This window comes from Cupriavidus sp. Agwp_2 (assembly GCF_040784895.1).
Classification (GTDB): domain Bacteria; phylum Pseudomonadota; class Gammaproteobacteria; order Burkholderiales; family Burkholderiaceae; genus Cupriavidus.
Map to the genome: position 1 here is coordinate 3726332 of NZ_CP088083.1, position 24288 is coordinate 3750619.

General features: G+C 65.8%; 19 protein-coding genes and 1 tRNA gene. 8 read left to right on the forward strand and 12 right to left on the reverse strand.

Translation table 11 applies throughout. The annotated features are described in order from the left end of the window. Positions 1–66: 66 nt before the first annotated feature. Positions 67–552 carry an Lrp/AsnC family transcriptional regulator gene (locus LPA45_RS17440; protein ID WP_116320045.1) on the reverse strand — a complete coding sequence of 162 codons (486 nt, stop codon included), beginning with the start codon at positions 550–552 and terminating at the stop codon, positions 67–69. Between the two features lie 183 nt (positions 553–735). On the opposite strand from LPA45_RS17440, the gene phhA reads away from it, so the two are divergent. The 4 genes from phhA (at position 736) to LPA45_RS17460 (ending at position 4738) form a co-directional block, all read left to right on the forward strand. Beyond that, the gene (gene phhA, locus LPA45_RS17445) at positions 736–1656 is read left to right on the forward strand and encodes a phenylalanine 4-monooxygenase (protein ID WP_376790650.1); all 921 of its coding nucleotides are present in this window, start codon (positions 736–738) and stop codon (positions 1654–1656) included. 182 nt (positions 1657–1838) lie between these two features. Continuing rightward, positions 1839–2144 carry a 4a-hydroxytetrahydrobiopterin dehydratase gene (locus LPA45_RS17450; RefSeq protein ID WP_116320047.1) on the forward strand — a complete coding sequence of 102 codons (306 nt, stop codon included), beginning with the start codon at positions 1839–1841 and terminating at the stop codon, positions 2142–2144. Positions 2145–2302: 158 nt separating this feature from the next. After that, on the forward strand, positions 2303–3007 hold the full coding sequence (locus tag LPA45_RS17455) for a response regulator transcription factor (protein WP_022537042.1): 705 nt from the start codon (positions 2303–2305) through the stop codon (positions 3005–3007). Positions 3008–3079: 72 nt separating this feature from the next. Beyond that, positions 3080–4738 (forward strand): sensor histidine kinase, encoded by a 1659-nt coding sequence (locus tag LPA45_RS17460; protein WP_317922963.1) that lies wholly within the window; start codon positions 3080–3082, stop codon positions 4736–4738. A 13-nt stretch (positions 4739–4751) separates the two neighbouring features. Here LPA45_RS17460 and LPA45_RS17465 read toward each other — a convergent pair whose 3' ends face one another. Beyond that, the gene (locus tag LPA45_RS17465; protein WP_116320049.1) at positions 4752–5255 is read right to left on the reverse strand and encodes an SET domain-containing protein; all 504 of its coding nucleotides are present in this window, start codon (positions 5253–5255) and stop codon (positions 4752–4754) included. A 1048-nt stretch (positions 5256–6303) separates the two neighbouring features. On the opposite strand from LPA45_RS17465, the gene LPA45_RS17470 reads away from it, so the two are divergent. Further along, on the forward strand, positions 6304–6582 hold the full coding sequence (locus LPA45_RS17470; protein ID WP_012354324.1) for an HU family DNA-binding protein: 279 nt from the start codon (positions 6304–6306) through the stop codon (positions 6580–6582). Between the two features lie 250 nt (positions 6583–6832). Continuing rightward, the gene (locus LPA45_RS17475) at positions 6833–7828 is read left to right on the forward strand and encodes a DUF2272 domain-containing protein (RefSeq protein WP_367394685.1); all 996 of its coding nucleotides are present in this window, start codon (positions 6833–6835) and stop codon (positions 7826–7828) included. A 79-nt stretch (positions 7829–7907) separates the two neighbouring features. Here LPA45_RS17475 and dinB read toward each other — a convergent pair whose 3' ends face one another. From dinB to ltrA, 4 genes are all read right to left on the reverse strand, one after another. Beyond that, positions 7908–8987 (reverse strand): DNA polymerase IV, encoded by a 1080-nt coding sequence (gene dinB / locus LPA45_RS17480; RefSeq protein WP_116320051.1) that lies wholly within the window; start codon positions 8985–8987, stop codon positions 7908–7910. A 47-nt stretch (positions 8988–9034) separates the two neighbouring features. Next, on the reverse strand, positions 9035–9937 hold the full coding sequence (gene rarD, locus LPA45_RS17485) for an EamA family transporter RarD (RefSeq protein WP_116320052.1): 903 nt from the start codon (positions 9935–9937) through the stop codon (positions 9035–9037). A 119-nt stretch (positions 9938–10056) separates the two neighbouring features. Next, positions 10057–11193: a TRAP transporter substrate-binding protein gene (locus LPA45_RS17490; RefSeq protein ID WP_116320053.1), complete on the reverse strand. Its 1137-nt coding sequence runs from the start codon at positions 11191–11193 to the stop codon at positions 10057–10059. 285 nt (positions 11194–11478) lie between these two features. Continuing rightward, positions 11479–13191, reverse strand: coding sequence for a group II intron reverse transcriptase/maturase (ltrA, locus tag LPA45_RS17495; RefSeq protein WP_224080152.1), 1713 nt, complete (start codon positions 13189–13191; stop codon positions 11479–11481). 1516 nt (positions 13192–14707) lie between these two features. Between ltrA and LPA45_RS17500 the strand changes: the two genes are divergently transcribed. Beyond that, positions 14708–16417, forward strand: a complete 1710-nt coding sequence (locus LPA45_RS17500; protein ID WP_376790651.1) for a carbohydrate porin — start codon at positions 14708–14710, stop codon at positions 16415–16417. Here LPA45_RS17500 and LPA45_RS17505 read toward each other — a convergent pair. Continuing rightward, positions 16401–17168, reverse strand: a complete 768-nt coding sequence (locus LPA45_RS17505) for an MIP/aquaporin family protein (RefSeq protein WP_116320055.1) — start codon at positions 17166–17168, stop codon at positions 16401–16403. The two genes, LPA45_RS17500 and LPA45_RS17505, sit on opposite strands and share 17 nt — an antisense overlap. A gap of 372 nt (positions 17169–17540) precedes the next feature. Between LPA45_RS17505 and LPA45_RS17510 the strand changes: the two genes are divergently transcribed. Beyond that, the gene (locus LPA45_RS17510) at positions 17541–19322 is read left to right on the forward strand and encodes a diguanylate cyclase (protein WP_367394686.1); all 1782 of its coding nucleotides are present in this window, start codon (positions 17541–17543) and stop codon (positions 19320–19322) included. A gap of 7 nt (positions 19323–19329) precedes the next feature. Here LPA45_RS17510 and LPA45_RS17515 read toward each other — a convergent pair whose 3' ends face one another. The 5 genes from LPA45_RS17515 to LPA45_RS17535 all read right to left on the reverse strand — a co-directional run bounded on the left by LPA45_RS17515 (position 19330) and on the right by LPA45_RS17535 (position 24283). Then, positions 19330–19794 (reverse strand): hypothetical protein, encoded by a 465-nt coding sequence (locus LPA45_RS17515; protein WP_116320057.1) that lies wholly within the window; start codon positions 19792–19794, stop codon positions 19330–19332. A 272-nt stretch (positions 19795–20066) separates the two neighbouring features. Beyond that, a tRNA-Phe gene (locus tag LPA45_RS17520) sits at positions 20067–20142 on the reverse strand. 60 nt (positions 20143–20202) lie between these two features. After that, a complete protein-coding gene (locus tag LPA45_RS17525; protein WP_116320058.1) occupies positions 20203–20913 on the reverse strand; it encodes a response regulator in 711 nt (236 codons plus the stop codon). 53 nt (positions 20914–20966) lie between these two features. Further along, the gene (locus LPA45_RS17530) at positions 20967–23402 is read right to left on the reverse strand and encodes a PAS domain-containing sensor histidine kinase (protein WP_317922967.1); all 2436 of its coding nucleotides are present in this window, start codon (positions 23400–23402) and stop codon (positions 20967–20969) included. Continuing rightward, complete coding sequence (locus tag LPA45_RS17535) at positions 23399–24283, reverse strand: DUF4390 domain-containing protein (protein WP_367394687.1); 885 nt, start codon at positions 24281–24283, stop codon at positions 23399–23401. Before LPA45_RS17535 ends, LPA45_RS17530 begins: the two co-directional genes overlap by 4 nt. Positions 24284–24288 lie beyond the last annotated feature (5 nt).

Sequence of the window (24288 nt, forward strand, 5' to 3'; positions counted from 1 at the left end):
GGTGACACGCACGCCACAGGAGTGCAAGACCGGCACGCAATCCTGCAAGGCGTCCCGGGAAAAGATTCAACGCAGGTGCGACAGCGGCAGCGCCCCCTCGCACTTGATCGCGGTCAGCACGATATTGGAACGCACGCTCTCCACGCCAGGCACCCGCATCAGCCGCTTCATGGTGAATTCCGCCAGCGTCGGCAGGTCCGGCACGACCACGCGGATCAGGTAGTCGGCCTCACCCGCCACCGAATAGCACTCCTGCACCTCTTCCAGAAGCAGGATTTCCTCGCGGAAGCGCTCGACGATGGTGTCGCCGTGGTGCGCCAGCTTGACGCTGATAAAGACCAGCACGCCCAGCCCCAGCGCCTGCGTCGACAGGCTGACACGGTAGCCAGTGATGACGCCGTCGGCTTCCAGCCGCGCCAGGCGGCGGCCGACCTGGCTCGGCGACAGATGCACGCGCTCGGCCAGCTGCTGGTGGGTGGCGCGGCCGTCGGCCTGCAGCGCGGCAAGCAGCGCAAGGTCGAACTGGTCGAGTGAGACGCTTTGGGCAGTCATACACAAATCCCGCATTCCTTGATCGTATGGCGCACATTACATGCACGCCACCTCCAAAACAAGCCGATATTGCGGCCTGCATGCAGCACGCAATCCATAAACTACGCAGTAAATCCGCATTCAAGCTGCCTGCGCCGCAGCAAACCAACAAATCCAGGAGACAACCCCATGTCCACACCCGCCATGGCCGCCACCGAAGCCCCCGCCGCCTTCCAGGGCACCCTGACCGACAAGCTGCGGGAACAGTTCGACGAAGGCCTGCTGTCCGGCCAGTCGCTGCGCCCCGACTTCACCATCGCGCAGCCGGTGCACCGCTACACCAGCACCGACCACGCTATCTGGCGCAAGCTGTACGAGCGCCAGGCGGCAATGCTGCAGGGCCGGGTCAGCGACGAATTCCTGCAAGGACTGGCCACGCTGGGCATGGAGAAGGACCGCGTGCCGGATTTCGGCCAGCTCAACGAAACCCTGATGCGCGCCACCGGCTGGCAGGTGGTGGCCGTGCCCGGCCTGGTGCCGGACGAGGTGTTCTTCGAGCACCTGGCCAACCGCCGCTTCCCGGCGAGCTGGTGGATGCGCAAGCCCGAGCAGCTGGACTACCTGCAGGAGCCGGACTGCTTCCACGACGTGTTCGGCCACGTGCCGCTGCTGATCAACCCTGTCTTCGCCGACTACATGGAGGCCTACGGCAAGGGTGGCCTGAAGGCGGCCGGCATGGGAGCGCTGGACATGCTGTCGCGCCTGTACTGGTACACGGTGGAGTTTGGCCTGATCCGCACCGGGCAAGGACTGCGCATCTACGGCGCGGGCATCCTGTCGAGCCAGGGCGAATCGATTTACAGCCTGGATTCGGCCAGCCCGAACCGGATCGGCTTCGACGTGCGCCGCATCATGCGCACGCGCTACCGCATCGACACGTTCCAGAAGACCTACTTCGTGATCGACAGCTTCGAGCAGTTGTTCGACGCGACCCGTCCGGACTTCGCCCCGCTGTACCAGGAACTGCGCGCGCAGCCAACGCTGGGCGCCGGCGACGTGGTGCCGGGCGACCAGGTGATCAACGTCGGCACCCGCGAAGGCTGGGCCGAGACTGACGACATCTGAGCGACGCTTTTTGAGCAACGATTTCTGAGCGAAGACGAACGCCGGGGCGCCTGCCCCGCTTCCCGCTTTGTGAAACAATGCCGGCATGCCCGCCGCCACGGCGCGGGCGGGCCGGCTATCCGCTTTTGCGGCGTCCCCGGACGCTGGTTGCTGTTTTCCCCAAGACCCAGATCGAGCCCACCATGACCCCTCTGTCCCCGCAAGCCCGAGCCACGCTGCTCGCCGAACTGCCTGGCTGGACCACCGTCCAGGACCGCGACGCGATCTACAAGCGCTTTACCTTCCACGACTTCAACGCCGCCTTCGGCTTCATGACGCGCGTGGCGATCCAGGCTGACAAGGCCGACCACCATCCCGAGTGGTTCAACGTCTACAACCGCGTCGACATCACGCTGTCGACCCATGACGCCAACGGCCTTACGCAGCGCGACATCGACCTGGCCCACTTCATCGAGCGCGCCGCGGCGGCGCTGGTAGTGCCGGAATAAGACCCGGCAGACCCGGCTCGGCGGCAGATATCCGGGCGGATGTAGGCAAACCGTAAGGAAGCGGCCGTCCGCGCCTAGTACAATCTGCGGCAGGCCCGCACCTGCGTGTGCTGCATGGGCCCTCCTCCAGCCATGCCCAACCTCCTGCCCGAGCCGCCATGCGTATCCTGCTGATCGAGGACGACCGCCAGATTGCCAGCGGCGTCGAAGCCGGCCTGTCCCGCGCCGGCCACCAGGTACGCGTCGTCCATGACGGCGTCTATGCCACCGAACACCTGCTGCGCGAGCAGCACGACCTGGTCATCCTCGACCTGGGCCTGCCCGGGATCGACGGCATGACCCTGCTGGCGCGCTACCGCGCGCGCAACCGCACCACCCCGGTCATCATCCTGACCGCGCGCGACGAGCTGGAAGACAAGCTCTCGGGCCTGAACGCCGGTGCCGACGACTACCTGATCAAACCCTTCGCCCTGCCCGAGCTGGAAGCGCGCGTGCGCGTGCTGCTGCGCCGCAGCCAGCATGGCGAAGCCGCGCCCGAGCGCGACGTGCGCCTGGGGCGCCTGCGCCTGTCCGGCAACGATCGCCGCATGTTCATCGACGCCCGGCCGCTGGAGCTGTCGCCGCGCGAGTTCGCGGTGCTTGAGCTGCTGCTGCAGCGCCAGGGCCGCGTGGTCAGCAAGGCGCAGCTGCAGGACCACCTGGCCACCTTTGCCCACCCCGCCGGCGAAGGCGGCGACACCGTGGGTGACACCGCGATCGAGGTCTACGTGCACCGCGTGCGCAAGAAGCTCGAGGACAGCGATGTCGAGATCGTGACCGTGCGCGGCTTCGGCTACCTGCTGCAGAACCGCGCCGGCCAATGAAACCGTTCCGGCCGCTTGCGCTGCCCGCGGCGCGGCCCTGACCCTCGGCCTTGATCCTCTGCCCAGCCGGCAATGTGGCCCCGCTCCCGCACCTCCTCCCGAGTCTCATGGCGCACTGCCTCCCGCATCGCAACGCGGAACGTGCTGCCAGCTTCCGCCGCAGCTGACGGCAGCGGCGCCGCGCCCGCCTCGACACGCCAGGCCACCCGCCCCGGCTCCAACATCAGCCTGCGCGTGCACCTGCTGCGCGCGCTGGCGACCCCGCTGTTCGCGCTGGTACTGACCAGCGGCTCGCTGTCCTACTGGCTGGCGGCGCACTACACCACGCAGGTATTCGACCGCGCGCTATACGGCGTGGCCAACAACATCGCCCAGCAGATCCGCATTGCCGGCCCGCGGCTGGAGCAGGACATTCCGATGATCGCGCAGACGCTGGTCGAGGCCGAGGGCACCGACCGCATCTACTGGCGCATCCACGGGCCCGACGGGCTGATCGGCGGCATGGACACGTGGCTCGGCTACGGCACCGGCCAGACCACGCTGCACGACGCGCGGCTGTTCTACGCCTGGTTCAGCGGACGCCAGGTGCGCGCGGTGCGGCTGCCGGTGATGCTGCCCAGCGCCGCCGTGGACGAGCTTGGCACCAGCGAGGCCGGCAAGCCGGCGCGCGGGCCCATCGTGATCGAGGTGGCCGAGCTGCTCGACCGGCGCGAGACCGCTGCCAACGAGATCCTGCTGTCGGTGTCGGTGCCGCTGATCCTGCTGCTGCTGGTCGGCAGCCTGATCCTGTCGCACGTGCTCAAGGAAGAGCTGGTGCCGCTGCAGATCCTGGCCGACAAGCTCAACCGGCAGACCGCGCGCTCGCTGGCGGCGCTGGACGAGACCCAGGTGCCGGCGGAAGTGGCGCCGCTGATCCGCGGCCTGAACGGGCTGCTGGCGCGGCTGCGCGACGCCCTCGACGCGCAGCGCAAGTTCATCGCCGATGCCGCGCACCAGCTGCGCACGCCGCTGACCGCGGTCAAGCTGCATGCCGACCGCGCCGTGGAAGCCGATTCGCCGGAAGTCGCCCGGCATGCGCTGCGTGAAGTCCAGACCGCCGCGGACCGCGCGGTGCGGCTGTCGAACCAGCTGCTGTCGCTGGCGCGTGCCGAGCCCGGGCTGTCGCTGGAGCGGCTCGGGCCGGTGGAGCACTTCGACCTGGCCGAGCTTGCCTTCGAGATCGGCGCCGAATGGGTGCCGCAGGCGCTGGCCCGCCGCATCGACCTGGGTTTCGAGATATTGCCCGGACCGACTTTCACCGGCAGCACGCCCGCGGTCGTGCGCGGCAACCGCCTGCTGATGCGCGAGGCGCTGTCCAACCTGATCGACAATGCGGTGAAGTACGTGCCGGCCGGCGGCCGCATCACGGTGCGCGCCGGCGGCGAGGCCATGGGTCACCGCGGCATGGCGGTGGTGATGATCGAAGACAACGGGCCCGGCATCCCGCCGCAGCGGCGCGAAGAGGTGTTCAAGCGCTTTTTCCGCGGCGACCGCGCGGCCCAGAGCGGCGGTGCCGGCCTGGGGCTGGCCATCGTGCACGAGATCGTGACCCTGCACCAGGGCACCATCCATATCGAGGATGTGCCGCAGCAGCCGGCCAGCCCACAGGGCGCGGACGGCAAGCCGGAACGCAGGCCGACCATGCGTTTCGTGATCCGGATCCCGTGCGAGCCGGCAGGCTCGGCCGGCTGAACCGCTTCCGGCCTTACTTTTTCTTTTTCTTGTCCTTCGGCGCCAGCATGGTGCCGCGGCATTGCGGGCTGCCGCAGCGGCACTCGAATTCCTTCTTCAGCTTGGCGGTATAGCGCGCCTCGATCACCAGGCCGTAGTCATAGAACAGTTCTTCGCCCTGGGCGATATCGCGCAGCGCGTGGATATAGACGCGGCCCTTCTTCTCGCGCGCCTCGCAGTTGGGCTCGCAGGCGTGGTTGATCCAGCGCGCGCGGTTGCCGCCGAACTTGGCGTCGATGACGCTGCCATCATCCAGGCTGAAGTAGAAAGTGTGGTTGGGATCGCTCGGATCGTGCGGATGGCGCTCTAGCGCCTTCTTCCACGAGATGTGCTCGCCCTTGTATTCGATCACGCGTTCGCCTTCGACGATGGGTGCGATCGCGTAAACGCCCTTGCCGTGAACGCCTGACTGGCGCACCTCGATGCGGTCGCTCGCTGTCTTCTTGCCCGCTGCCTTGTGCTTTGCCTTGTCCGCCATTTGCCTTTCCGTGCGTGTCGCTTGCCTGTGCCGGCCGTTCCGGCGCGATCGGCATGATACCGGCGCGGCTGCGGCACGTATACGTGATCCCCGTGACCCCGGGTTAACCGCTCGCGCCCCCTCCTGGGGGGGGGTATACCGGCCAACCATGTATACCTCGCCGATGTGGATAACCCCGTCTCCATCTGTGGAAAAGCACGCGGATTCGATGTGGGCTGCCTGGGGCTGGCATGGGGATGCCTCAGGCATAAGTCCGGGCGTTTACCAAACCACTTCATCCGACAGGCTGATTCATCCACTGCGACCAACATTGGATGCGACCACTTCTCGTTTACGTAAACCGTTGAAGACAAAGACGTTTACGTGGTTTTCCACAGACGGAGACGGTGCTTATCTACTACCACTATTTGTATACATGAAAGAAAGATGTAAACCGAAAGACGAGCCCAGGGCGGCGGCAAGGGTTCGGCGTAAACCGGAGACAGCGGAAGGCTTAAGGGAGAGGGACGTATACGCGGGTTTGAATTGCCCGCGGGGATGGGGCTGCCGGAATTCATGCATGCATGAGCCGAATACCGGGCTTCGCAGACACGGACTTGCGGCTATTCCGATATGCAACATAGTGCAGTTGAACTACGCGGGCTTTTGCGCGCCTGCAGGCGCGTTTACGTGCGAGAGGCTTCCCTGGCCCTAAGCTGGCATCCCAGAGTGTCTGTAAACGCCTCTAAAGCGCTTCTGGGGCGTATACGCCCCACCGGCTGACTTCCTGCCTGGCAGCATCCTGCGCAGCGCGTGTGGCCGCCCCGGCGCTCGATGAGAGGCGTTTTCGTCGCAACGGCAGTGTCCGGAACCCGCCTCGCCGGCGCTTCGATTTGCCGCCAGCCAAGGCCTGATGCGGCCTCGCGCAAACCCGCAGGTAACAATCTGTTCCCGGTGCGCCTTGTCCGACACGGTATCATGTGGCCCGCGGCGTCTTGCCGGGGCGGTGCCAGCCTGGCCTCCTCCGACCGGGACGCCTGTGTTTTATCAACTCGATACGGAGTGAAGCATGACGAAAACCGAACTGATCGACGCTATCGCAGCCGGTGTGGACGGTCTGACCAAGGCCAAGGCGGAACAGGCACTGAACGTGACCCTGTCGGCCATCATGGACGCCGTGGCAAAGGGCGATACGCTGAGCCTCATCGGCTTTGGCACGTTCAGCAAGGGCGAGCGTGGCGAGCGCATGGCGCGCAACCCGCGTACCGGCGAAGAAATCAAGGTGGAAGCCGCCAAGACCGTGAAGTTCAAGGCCGGCCAGAAGTTCAAGGACGCTGTCAACCAGTGAGCCTGACGGGCTGCACTGCACGGCCCGAGTTTGTTTGACCCCGCCATGCCGCCGCCGGCCGCAAGGTTCGACCAGGGCGCAGGCGCGCGCCAGGCGGGGGACGTTATCCACAGCATGGATCGACGTTTTCTGCAGTATCCGCCGCTTCGCTGAAGCCATCGCTGCAGCGGGCGCGCGCCAGGTCTTCCAACAGGCGTCCAGCCAAGGCCGATGCAGGGCCGGACGGGGCGCCGAGCCATGTGGGGCTTCCATGTTTGCCCGTCCATCGCGCCGCAGATCTCCACAGCGTTATGCACAGCGCTTTCCACAGCGGATTCCACAGGTTTCTCCACAGGCAATTTGCGCCGCCGCGGCACTGGCGCTGCTGAGCGCCTGCACCACCGTCAGCGAACCCGCGCGTCCGCAGGCACGCCCGCTGCCCGATAACGAGCGGCCAGTCACCACGCCTGGCGCTACCGCGCGCGAGCGCATCGTCGAGATCGCCACGCAGGAATGGTCACGCTGGGGCGGACAAGTGGTACGGCTCGGCCGCGACGACAGCGCCTGCGTCGCTTATAGCCCGGTGCCGGCGCCCGAGCTGCCGCCTGCCTTGCCCGAACCGCCGGAGGTGCAACCCGATGCCCAGGCGAATACGGGGCCCCCGGCCAGCGGCACCAGCGCCGACACCGACAACCAGCACTCGCAACTGCCCCGCGCCGATTGCCTGTCCTTCCCGGACGGCACCGGCATGGAGGCCACGCCGCTGGGCTGCACGCTGGCTCGCCGCTACTGGGGCATCGTCGGCGAGGCCCCCACCTGCCGGCAGGTCACGCAAGGCGCGTGGGCGTGGTCGGCGGTGTTTATCTCATGGGTGCTGCGCAAGGCCGGACTGGACGAGCAGCAGTTCCTGACCGGCCAGTCACATTCGATGTACGTGGTCGACGCGCGCGACGGCATCCTTACCCGCCCCGCTTTCCGCATCGAACCGGTGCCCGCCTTGCCGCGCCCGGGCGACATCATCTGTTCCGGACGCGGGCGCGAACGCTACCTCGAAGATGTGGGCGAGATCGGCTTCGGCACCACGCCGATGCATTGCGACATCGTGGTGGCAGTCGATCCGGCGGCGCGGGTGGTGCGTGCGATCGGTGGCAATGTCCAGCAATCGGTATCGCTGGAGGAAATCGAACTGGGCGATTCCGGGCGGATCGACGGCGTAACGAACTCGCATATGCCGTGGGTCCTGGTGATGCGGAACAACCTGCAATAGGCCGAGCACTCTATTAGTGCGAGTAATCGATTTGCGGCAAGAGTACGGGAAATGATTATTCGCGTAAATAATCCTGGCGTCAGTCGAACAGTTCCAGCTGCGACTGGTCCCGGTCACTGGTCGCCACCCCAACCCCCAGCAACCGCACCGGCAGCCCGCGCCGGGCGTGGCCCTCGGCCAGCAGGCGCGCATAGATGGCGCGGTCCGGCGCATGGCCACGGCATTCCACCGTGGTCTGGCGGAAGTCGGAGAAGCGCAGCTTGACCGTGAGCTTGTCGATGGTGCCGTGTGCCTGTGCGCGCGCAATACGCGCCTCGAGCATTGCGATCAGCGGCTCCATCTCGGCGAGGCATGCCTGCAAATCGGGCAGGTCGTCGGCATAGGTCTCCTCCACGCTGATCGACTTGCGCTCGCGCTCGGGTGTCACCTCGCGCTCGTCCACGCCGCGGCAAAGCTTGTAGAGCCGCGCCCCGAACGCGCCGAATTCCCGGTGCAGCCGGTCCGGCGACCACGGCCGCAGGTCGCCGCAGGTCTGCGCCCCCAGGCGCCGCAGCTTGGCCGCGGTGACGTTGCCGACCCCGTGGATGCGATCGACCGGCAGCGCGGCGACGAAGGCATCGACCGCTGCCGGGCGGACCACGAACAGCCCGTCGGGCTTGTTCCAGTCGCTGGCGATCTTGGCGACAAACTTGCTGGGCCCCACGCCGGCGGAAACGGTTACACCGACCTCGTCGCGCACGCGCTGGCGGATTTCTTCGGCAATGCGGGTGGCGCTCCCGGCGTGGCGCGTGCAGAGACTGACGTCGAGGTAGGCCTCGTCCAGCGACAGCGGTTCGACCAGCTCGGTGTATTCGCGGTAGATCGCAAAGATCTGGCGCGATACCTCGCGATATTTGTCCATGGCCGGGCGCAGGATCAGCAAATCCGGGCAGCGCTTGACTGCCTGCGCCGACGCCATGGCCGAGCGCACGCCGAACGCGCGTGCCTCGTAGTTACAGGTGGCGATCACTCCGCGCCGGTCGGGCGAGCCGCCCACAGCCATCGGCCGGCCGCGCAGCGACGGGTCGTCGCGCGTCTCGACCGAGGCGTAGAAGCAGTCGCAGTCGCAATGGATGATCTTGCGCTGGACCGGGGGCGTGGCATCAGGCGGCGCGGACATTGCCGGGCACCAAATTTATCTACGTGAAGAATGAACTATTGATCGTTTTATATCGATTCATTAGTCGCCCGGATGGATTCCGCCTTTTGCCGGCTGTTCATCCACAACCCTTCCGCCGCATACAGCGCCAGTGAAATCCAGATCAGCGCATAGCCGGCCTGCTTCTGCGCGGGAAACGGTTCATGCCAAAGCCACACGCCCAGCAGCAGCTGCAGCGTTGGCCCGGTGTATTGCAGCAGCCCCAGCAGCGACAGCGGGATGCGCCGCGCGCCGGCGGCAAAGAACAGCAGCGGCACCGCCGTCACCGGCCCGGCCGCCAGCAGCAGCAATTGCGTACCAGGCGCTGCGTGGGTGAAGCCATCCTGCCCCGTGGTGAACAGGTAGGCCAGCGCCGCGGCGGCGAACGGGAACAGCAGCAGCGTCTCCAGCGACAGCCCTTCCAGCGCGCCCAGCGCCCCGGTCTTGCGCAACAGCCCGTAGCCGCCGAAGCTGGCCGCCAGCCCCAGTGCGATCCACGGCAGCTGGCCCGCCGCCACCGTCAGCCACGCCACCCCGGCCGCGGCTACCGCGATCGATAGCCACTGCACTGGCCGCAGCCGCTCGTGCAGGAACATCACGCCCAGCAGCACGCTGAACAGGGGGTTGATGAAGTAGCCCAGGCTGGCGTCGACTACCCGATTGGCCGACACCGCCCAGATATAGAGGAACCAGTTGGCGCACAGCAGCGCCGCGCTGGCGCCGAAGGACAGCAGCAGGCGCCGGTCCTTCAGCTGCCCAAGCCAGGCCCACTGGCGCCGCCAGGCCAGGATCAGGCCCAGGAACACCAGCGACCACACCATCCGGTGCAGCAGGATCTCCATGGGCGCAATGCCGGGCAGCGACTTGATGTAGAGCGGGAGCAGCCCCCAGATGACATAAGCCAGGAGCGCGTAAAGGATGCCGATTTGCATAGGGAATTCCGGTCGATGCCGGCGATTCTACCGGCGCTGCGTCAACCGCGCCGGGCAACAAAAAACCCCATGCCTGACGACAGGCATGGGGTTTGTGCCCGGCACCGGCCGGAATGTGCTTAGAGCTTGCGCGCGAAGCTGAACTGCGAGAATGCCTGCTCGGCCACGTTGAACCAGGCGGCCTCGTTGTTGCGGAACACGCGCCAGTCGTCGTAGATCTTCTTGAACGACGGGTTCTTGGCGGTCTCGTCGGCGTAGGCTTCCTGGGTCGCCTTGAAGCAGGCTTCCATGATTTCCTTGGAGAACGGGCGCAGCTTGACGCCGTTTTCCAGCAGGCGCGCCAGTGCCTGCGGGTTGACCGTGTCGTACTTGGCCATCATGGTGGTGTGGGCCTCGATGGTCGCCGTTTCCAGCGCGCGCTTGTACAGCGCCGGCAGTTTCTCGAACTCGCTGGCCGAGGCATAGAACGACAGCTGCGCGCTGCCTTCCCACCAGCCCGGGTAGTAGTAGTACGGCGCCACCTTGTAGAAGCCCAGCTTCTCGTCATCGTACGGGCCCACCCACTCGGCCGCGTCGATGGTGCCCTTTTCCAGCGCCGGGTAGATGTCGCCGCCGGCGATCTGCTGCGGCACCACGCCCAGGCGCGACAGCACCACGCCGGCAAACCCGGCGATACGGTACTTCAGGCCCTGGAGGTCGGCCACGGTCTTGATTTCCTTGCGGAACCAGCCGCCCATCTGCGCGTTGGTGTTGCCGCCCAGGAAGTTGACGACGTTGTATTCCTTGAAGAACTCGCGCATCAGCTTCATGCCGTTGCCTTGCAGCATCCAGGCGTTCTGCTGGCGCGCGGTCAGGCCGAACGGCACGGTGGTGTCGAAGCACAGCGTCGGGTTCTTGCCGAAGTAGTAGTAGCCGGCCGTGTGGCCAAGCTGCACGGTGTTGTTCTGCACCGAGTCCAGTACCTGCAGGCCCGGCACGAGCTCACCGGCCGCGAAGACCTTGATGTTGAACTTGCCGTCGGTCAGTTCCTTCACGCGCGCCGACAGCAGCTCGGAGGCGCCGAAGATGGTGTCGAGCGACTTGGGGAAGCTCGAGGCCAGGCGCCATTCCACGGCCGGGTTGCTGCCGACCACGGCCGGTGCTGCCGGACCGCTGGCGGCGGCCGGCGCCGCCTTCTCTTCACCCTTGCCGCACGCGGCCAGTGCCCCGGTGGCGGCAACGGCCGACGCCTTCAACAGAAAGGAACGACGTTCCATCTCTACTTCTCCTCTTATAGATTTTGGTTCGGATGCAAGCGCGCGGCTCGCTTGGTGCCGGCGCCGGACCGTGACGCACATGCCGCCGGCGATCGTGTCGATGGACGGCCTGCGCACGCTGTGCCTGTTGCGAACGGGCACGGCGGCGTGCCCTGCATGGCCGGGACATCAGTCGCACGGCGAGGGCTGTCTTACCCGAAAGAGTAGGGTAGGGACGAAGGTCATTACTGACCTGTCCCCCCCTAGGAACCGTACGTGCGAGTTTCCCCGCATACGGCTCGAGTCTCAACTAAATGCCCCTTCGGACACCGGCTTCACAACAGTTCTACCTTGGTGATGCACTTGCTTGTGACAGTTCGGATGCAGCAGCACGCGATTCCCTAGAGCATCGGAGCCCCCGCGTATGCGAGGTTCGATGTGATGATCTTCCCATCCTGTTTCCTTGGTTATCTTGCACTGACACACTGCGCACAAGCCTTGCTGGGATAGATACAACTTGATCCACTGCTTCCGGTGCGCCATGTTTTCCAACATACGCTCCTGTCGCAGCTTCTCGCCGTACCGTTCCTGCGTTGGATCGAAGGGATTGTAATCCCCCCGAATCTTCTTGTGCCGCCGGATAGGCGTACCCGCGAGCGAGTACAACTCCGTCCAACCTACACTGCCGTTGCCGCTCACGAACTTGGTTCCAAACACCCAGTTTCGTTCGCCGACGGTCGCAAAGTATTTCCTACGCACCCATTCGACGGACTTATGTGGATGTCGCCGCTTTGCCCACCGTCGCAGAGCATTAAAGATTTCATGCTCCACGCGGGCGAACACCGCTTTCGCCACCACCGGACTGTGATACTGTGCCCAGCCCCGTAGCATCGGGTTTAACAGTCGAATTAAGTCCGACTGCTCCACCGTCTTGTTGGTGCTGATGACCGCCTTTACCTTGCGATAGAACGCTTGCGCGTTTTTCTTGCTTGGCTTTATGAGCAGGGTTCCCGAGTACTTCCGGAAATTCCACCCTAGGAAGTCAAAGCCATCAGTGATGCTGACGATCCGCGTTTTCTCCGTAGACAGCGACAGCCCCCGTACTGCAAGGAACTGTTCTACCCACGGCTTCACTTCGTCCTCTAGGACCTCCGGCGTATCACCGGTGATGACGAAGTCGTCCGCGTAACGCACAACGTTCACTTTGAGCCTTTTCGCCTTGGTCGCTCCCAACTTCGTTCTGAGGAACTCGATCAGTTGCGTTTCCAAGCCGTTCAGCGCCACATTTGCCAGAGTCGGGGAAATGATGCCTCCCTGCGGTGTTCCGGCTTCGGTCGCCTGAAACTGGCCCTGAAATACCACGCCAGCTTTCAACCACTTGCGCAGGATTGCTTTGTCCATGGGGACATTGCTCTCCAGCCAGTCGTGACTGATATGGTCAAAGCATCCTTTGATGTCTGCTTCCAGTACCCATTGAGCCGAGGCCTTCTGAGATAGGGAAACAAACAGCTGGGACATGGCATCCGCGGTGGATCGGTTGGTCCGGAACCCATAGGAGTTCGGATCGCTCGTTCCTTCGGACACCGGTTCCAGCGCCAGCAAATACAGCGCTTGCATGGCTCGGTCCAACATGGTTGGAATGCCCAGAGGGCGCTCCTTCCCATTGGCCTTGGGGATGAAAACCCTCCGTAATGGCAAAGGTCTGTACCCCCGGCGCTTCAACCTCCCAATGGCTTCCCACCGGGCTTCAGGCGTTGTCCACTTTTCGCGATCGACGCCTGCCGTTCGCTTACCTTGGTTCATCGTCACTCGTCGTACCGCCAGTGCTTTGGCGGAGAACGAGCGGGTCAGAGACCGTTGCAGGGCTTTCACCCTACGCCAGTCCCCTTCCTGTGTCGCCTTCGCAATTCGAATCTGCATTTCTCGAACGTTCCGCTCCACGCGGCGCCAATTAATGGCGCCCCAGGTTTGCGGCACGCCGGAGAGCGCAGATTCATCCTTGCGGATCAATGCTTCCATGCTGCTCTCCAATCTTGAGGATCTCCCCCAACATCAAGAGACAGCACGCCCCTTGAGGGACGTGTTGCCCCTCAAGGGAAGAAAAATTTAAACAAGCGAGATCAGTCAGCCGTCCTGCGACGATTGACCAGTTGGAAGTCTGCCCGCTTTCGCGTGGGATGATGTCTCAACCCCTATCCGGACCATTACAGCCCGGCATTCGCTTTTTCCAACCTCCCATACCCGCACAGCCAACAGCGTTCCTTGCGGTTCGCCTGCCTGAGCCAAACTGCGCTCCGGCAGCCATACGGGCTTACCACGTTCCCTGCGCATTACACGACTGGGTTAGGGTCTGCCTTTCCGCCGGTGGTCATCGTGGCGACGTGTCCCAAGGCTTGAGTAGGACAACCGACCACACACCTTTTGGTTAATGCCTAGCAGCAGCTTTGGCATCTCAATCGTTACGACGTTTATCAGCAGTTCACTTACGTTACCCATACCAGTCAGCCTAGCGCCTCAACCCCGTTGCTGCTCGGAGCCTCCACCATCCTGTCTCGCGACCTGATGGCACCCTTTCGGGGGCTACATTGTCAGGAGAGCTTCACACCCCACCGTTACCAGTGACGCATGTCTCCCTAGGCTACTGCTAGTCGCATAGCAGGTTCTCTATCGTGTAACCCTTTCGGGCATATCCGACCGAACCATAATGCACAGAGCTACCGCTCCGGGACCTCACTTACCTACCGCTGTGCTCCTATGCAAGCGAGCGCTTGACGGCATCGGTCGCTCTTGCGAGCGCTGGCTGCCGTCCCAAAGAACGTAGCGCCGTTCCATCCAGAACGGTTTGAATGCTATGTTGCGGCGATACAACGGAATCTCCGCTGTTTGGCCGCATACACCCTCCGTTAGGGGGATGTCTACAGAGAACTCGCCCAAAGGCGAGCGTCCCCGCCCTTGGGCAATGGCTGGAAACCCATCCAGCAAAAAGCAAGCTGCAAGTCGGCCAGCGTTCCGGCTTCCTCACAACACATCGGACTCCCCTCTGGCTGTTCGGCCGGGTTCGTCTAAGCAAGTAATGGTCGAGATTGGACGGTTCAGGCCGAGGCCCTCCCCTTGTCTCGACAAAGGTCGATGCTCCTTACGTTGGAGCTACCCGGACACGAGAATGCGTGTCGCACCAAGCCAGCCGATTATAGCGGTGGCCCTTTCGGCACGGGGCATCGCGCCACTGCGGGTTTTCGCTAGTCGATTGCGACAGCCGGCGTGTGATTTTCGCATTGTGAGACGGCCAACACTGTGATGGATTTTGTAACCCGGCTTGCGGTCAAATGGACCGGCTGATAAAAAAACAGTCCCCGCCATCGGCGGGTTTGTTCGTTCCGGCGGACCGTTTTGGTCGCTGGAATCGTTATTCGCCTTGTTGCCTGTCTTGCCGTTCGTCTTGCTGCCCACCTCCTGCCGGCTTACCGCCGCCCTGCCTTGCCCGAGCCCTGCCGCCGGGCCGGGCGGCTTGCCCGTGCGCCGCTTCGGCTTTGCCGTGCTGGCCGCCTGGGGGCTGGTGGCGTGCGCGCAGACCGGCGGGCTGGTGGCAGTGGCCGCAAGCGACGGTACACAGCCGCCGCGCATAGCGCACCGTCCAGCGGTGCCGCCTGTGGTGCTGGCCGCGAATGCGGCGGCGGCCCCCGGCCAGTCCATCGGTCAGTCCATCCCCCAGCCTCCCGCTGCGGGCCAGGACGACCCGCTGGCGGCGCTGATCGCCGGCAATGCAGCCCCGGCGGCTGGCGTGACCGTACCCGCTGCAGCGCCCGCCCCGGCCGGTGCCGAGACTGCGGCGGCGACGCCCGCGCCGTCCGAGGGCAGCCCGCCGGCGACTGTTGCCGGCACCAGCGTGGCTGATACCAGTTTCGTGGGGCCGCCTGAGCCGCCCGCGCCCTCACCTCCGCCGTTGGTGCTGTTCCCGCCCCGTCTGGGCGAATTCCAGGCCGATCCGCCTGCACAGCGGGCAGCGGCCAGGGCAGATGCGCCGGCGGAAGCACCCGCGGACGCGTCGGCCGCCAATATGACCCAAACACCTTCCGAAGCGCCGCCTGTGCTGCGTTCGCAACTTCCAGCCGATGATCCCGCGGGCGACTCGGTGTGGCGGCTGAGCTACAGTGGCCGCGCCGCGGCCGAAGACCGCCCCGCCACCATGCGGGCCTGTCCGGGCGGCGCGCTGTCGACCGGCATCGGCAGCGGCCTGGCCTGCCGCAGCGCCGGCGAAGTGAAGATCCGCGAATCGGTGCTCGACCTGGACGGCGGCGCCCAGGTGATGCTGATCGCCCAGGCGCGTGGCACCGATGCCACCACCGTCAATGGCCGCCCCGCCGCGATCGATCCCTACGCGCTGGTGCCGCAGTTCTATACCGCCGTCAGCGGGCTGGCGGTGCTGGACGGCGCCACCATGTGGGCCGGCCGGCGTGACAATGCGCCGTTCCTGATGTCGTCCGGCCTGCTGCCACCCAATTCCACGGCGATGCGTTTCGGCGTCGACAACGCCAAGGTGATCGGCGACATCGGGCTGAGCTACCAGTACACCGCGCGGGCCGACCAGAATGGGCAAAACCTGCCGAGCTACCACTCGGTGCGCACCGCGCCGATCCCGACCAACGACAAGGGTTCGGTGCAGCTGGGCTTCACCCGCGTCGAAGCCCAGCCGATGGTGGAAGACACCGGCGGTGCATGGTGGGCGTCGGCGCTGCATGAGCAGAAAGGCGTGCTGTACGGGACCAATCGCCTGGGCATGCAGTTCGGCTCGGGCTCGCGCAATGCCATGACCGGCTATACCGGCATGGGGCCGTCGCTGTCGCGCATGCGCGTGGCGGAATCGATCGAATGGAAAGGCCGCTCGGGGCTGGGCGGCGCGGTGGAACAGAGCCTTCAGTTCGATCGCTCGCCGGTCGGCACGCTACAGTGGACTACCACGCGCGTGCGTCCTTCCTATGTGGCGAGCGACCAGTTCCGGCTGAACTTCGAGGTCTCGCACGACCAGATTTCGTCGGGCTTCGGCGTCGGCGGCCAGCGCACCGCGCTGACGGTCGCGCCCACGCTGACGCTGGGCAAGTCGGCTGGCAACGCCAACCTGCGCGCGTTCTATACCTACAGCCGCGCCAGCGACGTGGACGGTATCGGCTATACGGCGCCGGCCGATGCGTGGGCGTCGCAGGCCAGTGGCTCGATCTTCGGCGTGCAGCTCAATCGGCGCTGGTAGCGCTGGTCTGCCAGCCGCGCCGCGATGAAGCGCTGGTCGTTGCGTTGTCGGCGTTAGCCGGCTTTGACGCATTCGTCGCGCCATCGGCCGCCACCGGCTTGCGGCACAGCCAGTGGAACACCAGCGTCGCCGCCAGGCCGCCGCCAAGCTGCGCCAGCACGAAGCCCGGCACATCGATCGGCCGGATCCCGGTGAAGGTATCGGTCAAGGCGCAAGCGATGGTCAGCGCCGGGTTTGCGAACGATGTCGACGACGTGAACCAGTAGCCCGCCGTGATATAGCCCGCCACCACGAATGGCACCAGCTGCGGCCGGCTGCGCATCGTGCCGATGCCCACGCCGACCAGCCCGAAGGTCGCCACGCATTCGCTCCACCACATCGACGCCCCGGTACGCGCCTGGCCAGACCACGCCAGCGCCGGCTCGCCGAACATCGCATGCGCGGCCAGCACGCCGCACACGCCGCCCGCCAGCTGCACCAGCACGTAGCGCAGCGCATCGCGCGGCGACAGCGTCCCCTGCACCAGCGCGGACAGGCTCACCACCGGGTTGAAGTGCCCCCCGGACACCGGCCCCAGCGAAACCAGCAGCGCCACCAGGCCGGCGCCGGTGGCCAGCGAATTGGCCAGCAGCGCCAGCGCGGTATCGCCCGCGGCCAGGCGCTCGGCGCGGATGCCCGAACCCACCACGATCGCCACCAGCAGCGCCGTGCCCAGCCCTTCGGCCACGAGGCGGCGGGCGCGCGTACTCATCGCCGCGCTCCGGCGCCGGCGAGGTGGCCGGCAGGCACGCGCAAGGTAGCGGCAACGGGTGCGGGACGAGCGGGGAAAGCGTGCAGCGGCAAGATCGGCAACGTCGCCTGAGACGACGCCTCATACGGTGGGATTCAGCGGGGCAAGTCCCGCGCGGCAAGGGCCGGCGCGGACGCGACAGTGTTCCGCCGGCGGCAGGGAGCGTCAATGCGCGGCGGCTTTGTTGTGTGCTGACGCCGGGTATCGAATCGACACCGTCGGTCGGCTCTCGTCTACACTAAGCCAGTCCGCACGGCCAGCACATCGACATCGCGCGCCTGGTCGCCGGCATGCGACGCCCGACCCCTGACCGCACCGACAGGAGCCCGCCCCATGTGGCGACGTTTGCTGCCGCAGCCGCGCTGGCTGCCCCGCCTTGCCGTCATGCGCCCGCAACGGGTCGTGCTGGTTTGCTTCGGCGCGGTGTTCCTGATCACACTGGTGGTTGCCGCGCGCGAGCTGTATCTGGTGCGCGAGCGCGTCATTGGCGAGCGCCAGCATGCGCTGGTGCTGCGTGCGCTGGGTGTGGACGCAATCCTGTCCGCCGAGCGTCGCCGCCTGTTCTTCCTGCGCGACTTCGCCGAGCACCTGTTCGCGCTGCACGCCAATGTCGGCACCGCCGATGCCGATATCGAGCGCGCCTACGCCGCCCGCAATGACGAGGTCTGGCAGTTGCCCCTGCCGCGTGGCGATGCGCCCCTGACCGGTGTCAGCCCCGGCAGCCTTGCCGGTCTGCAAGGGTTTGCGCGGCGCGATGCCGACCTGAAGGCCGATCTGATGGTCGGCCGCACGCTGAGCCAGCTGCTCGGCCTGGGCCTGCGCGGGGACCTGATCCAGGGCAACGCGCTGTTCATCTCTTCCAATGGCTTCTTTGCCATCTATCCGCAGCAGGATCCCGCCAGGGCCGCCCGGCTCATGCAGCGCTTCGACAGCATGGATTACTACCGTGGCCACATGCCGGCGCAGAACCCGACCCGTGCCATCCATTGGGCGCCGCTCTATACGGAGTTCGAGGGCGCACGCGTGCTCACCACGATCAGCATTCCGGTCTATGCCGGCAGCCAGTTCCGCGGCGTGATCGCCGTGGACGTGGCGCAGCAGCGCCTGCACGACTTGCTGGGGGCGGCAAGCGCGCCCGGCACGGTGCAGTACATGGTCAACGTGCACGGCGATGTGGTGTCGTCATCCGGCAGCGGCTTCTCCACGCTGCAGAAGTGGCCCGAGGCTGTGCCCGGTGACTGGTCGGGTTATCGCGTGGCGGACCTGTTCGCGCGGGGTTCGGGCGTGCTCAGTCACCACGGCGACCTGCTGTTCTTCCAGCGCGCCGGGCAGAGTCCGTGGCTGGTGGTCAACGTGCTGCCCTTGTCGGCGATCGTGCCGGCGATGTTCAGCCAGCTGAGCGGGCCGCTGCTGATCGTGTGGCTGCTGTTGCCGCTGCTGCTGTGGGTCACGATGCGTGTGGTCACCCAGCTGTTCGACCATTACCTTGCGCTGGGCGAGAAGCTGCAGGAACTGGCGCAGCAGGACCCGCTGACAGGCCTGGCCAACCGCCGGCATTTCCGCGCAAGCTTCGGGCGCGAAGCCAGGCGCCAGCAGCGCGGCGGCACCGCGCTGTCGCTGCTGATGATCGATATCGATTTCTTCAAGAAGGTCAACGACCGCTGGGGCCATGCCAGCGGTGACCGCGTGCTGGGCACGCTGGCGCAGGCCCTGCACGGCACGCTGCGCGCCTTCGACCTGCCCGCTCGTCTTGGCGGCGAGGAGTTCGCCGTGCTGTTGCCGCAGACCGCGCTGGGCGATGCGGTGCGGATTGCCGAGCGCCTGCGCGAGGCCATCGCCGGGTGCAGGGTGGAGGCCGAGCCGGAAGCCGAGCCCGAGGCCGACCCCGCGCTGCGTGCGGGCGACGCCGGAACCGCGGGCCCCGAGCGCGTGATCCGCTTCACGATCTCGATCGGCGTGGCCGAATCGCCGGCCGACGCCCCGCTCGCGCTCGACGCGCTGCTCGCCATTGCCGACCGTCGCCTCTACGATGCCAAGACGCACGGGCGCAACCGCGTCGTCAGCGACGACGGGCTGCATGAAGGCGAAGCGGAGAATACGGAGCCGGCGACCTGAACGCGCGTCAGCGCAACAGGAACGCGATATCGTCGACGCCGATCTGCGATACCGGGATGCCCCTGCGGCGCTGGAACAGGATGTGCTGCTGCACGCGGCTGCGCTGCTCGGCGAATACCGCCGGATCGATCGGCGTACCCAGGCGCATGTAGTGCTGCACCAGCAGCTTGTAGGCGCGATGGCGCACCTGCATGGCCTCGGTCTCGGCACGCAGCCGCCGGATCTCGGCCGGACTGCGGTCCACCGCCTGGTGCAGTTCGTCGACGGTGCGGGCGTGGAGTTCGCGATAGACATCGCGCTCCGCCTCGGCATGGTGCAACGCATCGCGCAACTCGCGGATCTTGCGCTGCAGTTTCAGCGTCTGCGTCACCGCCTGCTGCATCTTGCCGGCCGCGCCCAGCGCCTGGCTCGCCGCGGCCATGGTGCTTTTCCACAGGCCGCGCTCGCCGGCCGTCCCGCTCAACGTATCCATCTGACCCCCGGTAGAAAGGACTGCCCTGGGCCGGATACCGCATTGTTCTGCAGCCGAGTGCGGTTCTCCGGCGCGCGACGCGCTGCCAGGTGGCAGGGCATCAGGCAATCCTAGAGATACCTATAACGGGTGCCAAGTAGAAGATATTTACTTCTGGATTGGGTGTTGCGTGGCGAGCAAAGACATTTGATTTGATGCCAGTGTGCCGGACAAATGATGGGCACGGCGCCAATGCAAAAAGCCCGGCTGCAAGAGCCGGGCTTTTTTTGTTCTGGTGGCCTGGGACGGAATCGAACCGCCGACACAAGGATTTTCAATCCTCTGCTCTACCGACTGAGCTACCGGGCCAAAGAAGCGAAACTATAACCGTTGATTTTGACGCCGTCAAGCGTCATCTGCATCACTGGCTCATTGCTCTGCCGGTTCGGGCTTGTTGCGGCCCAGTTCAACGCCGAGCTGCTTGAGCTTGCGGTACAGGTGGGTGCGCTCCAGCCCGGTCTTCTCGGCCACGCGGGTCATGCTGCCATGCTCGCGCAGCAGGTGGTACTCAAAGTAGGCGCGCTCGAACAGGTCGCGCGCTTCACGCAGCGGCATGTCGAACGAGAACTGCATCTCGGCCTCGGGCACGCGCGCCGGGCTGCCGTTGGTGGCGGTTTCGGCCGCGGCTTCCGGTGCGGCGGTGGCGTTGGCGGAGTCCACCGACGGCGCGCTTGCCGGTGTGGCGGCAGTGGCGGGGACGCTGCGCGGACGTTCGATGCCGCGTGCCAGGCCCTGCTCCACCGCCGACAGCAGCTTTTGCAGCGCGATCGGCTTTTCCAGGAAATTCAGCGCGCCGATCTTGGTGGCCTCGACCGCGGTATCGATGGTGGCATGGCCCGACATCATGATGACGGGCATGCTCAGCTGGCCCTGCGCGGACCATTCCTTGAGCAGGCTGACGCCATCGGTATCGGGCATCCAGATATCGAGCAGCACGAGATCGGGCGTGCTCGCCACGCGGTATTCGCGCGCCTGTTGCGCGTTTTCCGCGAGTTCGACCACGTGGCCTTCGTCGCTGAGGATCTCCGAGAGCAGCTCCCGGATTCCCATTTCGTCATCGACTACGAGGATGGTTGCCATACTTCCCCTCTTAAACCCACCGCAGCGTTCCGGAGCGGAGCGCCAAATGTTGACTATGTCAGCTTAACGAACAGGATCGAGATCTGTGCGCCGATGACCTCCGCACCTTCCATGCGATTGCGCAGCTCGATGCGCGCACCGTGTTCGTCAATGATCTTCTTTACCATCGCGAGCCCGAGACCCGTGCCCTTGGCTTTGGTGGTCACATAGGGCTCGAACGCACGGCTCAGGATCCGTGGTGCAAAGCCGGGACCATTGTCCGCAATGGTGAGCTTGACGGCCTGCCGGTTTTCGCCGGCAGAATCTTTGTATTCTACAGTCTCGGTGTTCAGAGTGATATGGGGCGCCGCCCTACCCGCCGCGACGTTCTCCGTCGCCGCATCCTGCGCGTTCTGCAGCAGGTTGTGGATGACCTGGCGCAGCTGCGTGGGATCGCCCTTGATCTCCGGCAGCGCACTGCCCAGCGTCGGATGGATCACCGGATGCTCATGCACTGCCGGATCGTCGATCCCATACAGATGCAGCACGTCCGCCACCAGGCTGTTGAGCTGCAGCGATTGCAGCACCGCGGGCGGCGTGCGCGCGTAGTCGCGGAAATCGTCGACCATGCGCTTCATCGCCGCCACCTGGTTGACGATGGTGGCAGCGCCGCGCTTGAGCACGTCGACATCGGTACCTTCCAGCTTTGGCGAAAGCTTCATCTGCAGCCGCTCGGCCGAGAGCTGGATCGGCGTCAGCGGATTCTTGATTTCGTGCGCGAGGCGTCGGGCCACTTCGCCCCATGCCACCGAGCGTTGAGCGGAAATCACATCGGAAATATCGTCGAAGACGATGACGTAGCCGGGCTCGTCGCGCTCGCCGCCAGGCAGCCGCGCACCGCGCACCAGCAGTGTCAGCGGCTGCTCGTCGGTGCCGGCGTGGCCTTGCGGCAGCTCGATCTGCTTCTGCCAGTGCTCGGCGCCGCCCAGGACCTCGCTGGTGTTCTGGTCCGAGAAGGCCTGGCGCACGATTTCGCCGAACGGGCCCATGCCGGGGATTTGTTCTACCGGCAGTCCCAGCACCGCGCCGAACGGCTGACGGAAAATGCGCTCTGCGCCGGGGTTCGCGGTGACCAGCACGAAGCGCCGGTCGAATACCAGCACGCCCGCAGTCAGGTTCTGCAGCACGCTTTCGAGGTAGGCCTTGGACTGCTCCAGCGCCGTGCGGTTTTCTTCCACCGCCAGGCGCGCTTCGGCCAGCTGCCGCGTCATCTGGTTGAACTGCTGCGTCAGCATGCCAAGCTCATCCCGGCTCTTCAGTTCGCGCTTGGGCGACAGATCACCCTCGGCCACTTCCTTGGTCCCCTGCAGCAGCATCAGCAGCGGCCGCGCCAGCTGGCCGCCGAGCAGCAGCGCCAGCATCACGGCGATAAAGACCGCGAGGAACAGCGTCAGCGTCAGCGTGCCGATATACATCTTGCGCAGGCCGGTGCGGCCCAGCGCCTTTTCCTGGTATTCCTGGTACGCGCGCTGGACCTCGTCGGCATTGCGCGCGAGCACCGCAGGCACCGGGTGCAGCACCTGCAGGTAGCGTTCTTCGCGCACGGTCTCGCCGACCAGGCCGAAGCCGCTCGACGGCGATTCCTCGGGCCGGCGTTCCACCGACAGGCCCGATCCGGCCCAGCGCGGGCGCGTCGCCGCGCGCGGCGTGCTCGCGGCCATCTGGTCCTGCGCGGTGGTTGGCGCCGCGCCCAGCGGGATGATCACGCGCAGCCGGTACAGGTGGCTGCTGTCGACGCGCTCGGCGCTCTTGCTGTCCTGCGCCGGATCGGTACCGCCTTCCACCGCCGCGTAGCCGCCTGCCAGTCGCGCCTGCTCGGCCAGCACGCCCGAGGGCAGGTCGGGCACCAGCGCCGCGTAGTTGCTCGACGCGGTCGCCAGCACGCGACCGCTGCCGGTGAAGATCGCCGCCTCCTGCACGCCATACTGCTCGCGCAGCCGGCTCAGCTGCAGCGAGGTGGCCACGCCCGACGACCCGGCCAGTTGCTCGCCCATCAGCCGCGCCTTGCCCTGCAGGTCGGCCAGTGCGCTGTCGATGGTGGAGCGGCCCAGGTTGAGGCCGGCTTCGAGCGCGGTTTCCACGCGCACGTCGAACCAGGACTCGATGCTGCGCGAGACGAACTGCAGCGACACCAGGTAGATCAACACACCTGGCAACACGCCCACCACGCCGAAGAACACCGCGAGCTTGGTCATCAGCCGCGTGCCAAACTTGCCGCGGCGATAGCGCAGCCACAGGGTCACCGCGAGTGCGCCGATGATCAGCACCAGCAGTACGCCGATCACCAGGTTCACCTTGAACAGCAGCGTGAAATAGCGATCGAAGAATTCGGTATTGGCCGACGCCCCGGCCAGCAGGCCAACCAGTACCAGCGCCAGGAAAACGATAATCCCTGCCACGACGCGATACAGCACGCGCCGGAAGCGGCTGTCCCACAGCGAAGTGTTCATGGCTGGCTTGAGGCAGACAGCGCTGGCTGCGCCAGCAGCGCCGGCGACAGCGCGTTCGACACCGTCTGCACGAAGACGGCGTTGCGCGGGTCCGCGGCGGCGGCCGGTGCGCCCGGCGCGGACGCAGGCGCGGGGACGGCAGGCGAAGCGGGCAGCGGCGGCGATGCCGGTGGCGGCGCCGGAACCGCGGGGGCCGGCACCGGCACCGGCGCTGGTACCGCGTTCAGGTCCGTGGGCACGGTATAGGTAAAGCGGCGCCAGTCCGATGCCAGGTTCCAGTCGCGTGTATTGACCGCATTGATCTGGAATGGCTTGGGCAACTGCGACAGGTCAAGCCGCATGCGCACCTGCGCGTGATAGCTTTCGCCGAGCCTGACCGCGTTGCGTTCGAATACGCGCCAGCCGCGTACCCGCTGGATAAACTGCAGCGCGCTCTTCAGCCGCGAGAACGGCAACTGCAGGCCGCCGGTGGAAACGCGGTATTGCCGCGTCAGCGGCTGGTAGGACAGGCGCACGCTGCGGCTGGTGTTGACGGGCTTGTCATCGAACCAGTACCAGCGTGGCCGTGTCAGCTCGAAATCGACCACAAAATAGAGCGAGATGCCCTTGTGCAGGGCCTCTTCCGGCGCGGGCGGCAGGTCGAACTCGAAGCTCGCGGCCAGATCGAAGCCGCCGTCCTGGTATTCGATGCGGGCCTCGGTGGCCTCGATCACCTGCGCATGGGCTGCGGGCGGCAGCCACAGCAGCAAGGCCAGCGCGAGCATCAACACCACCCGCAAGCGCGCCAGCAGGTGCGTCTGCAGGTGCGTCTGCAGGTGCCCTGTTCCCGTGGCGGAATCCACAGTAACGCGGCAGTCTGACGGGCGCGGCGTGCTCAGCATCGGAT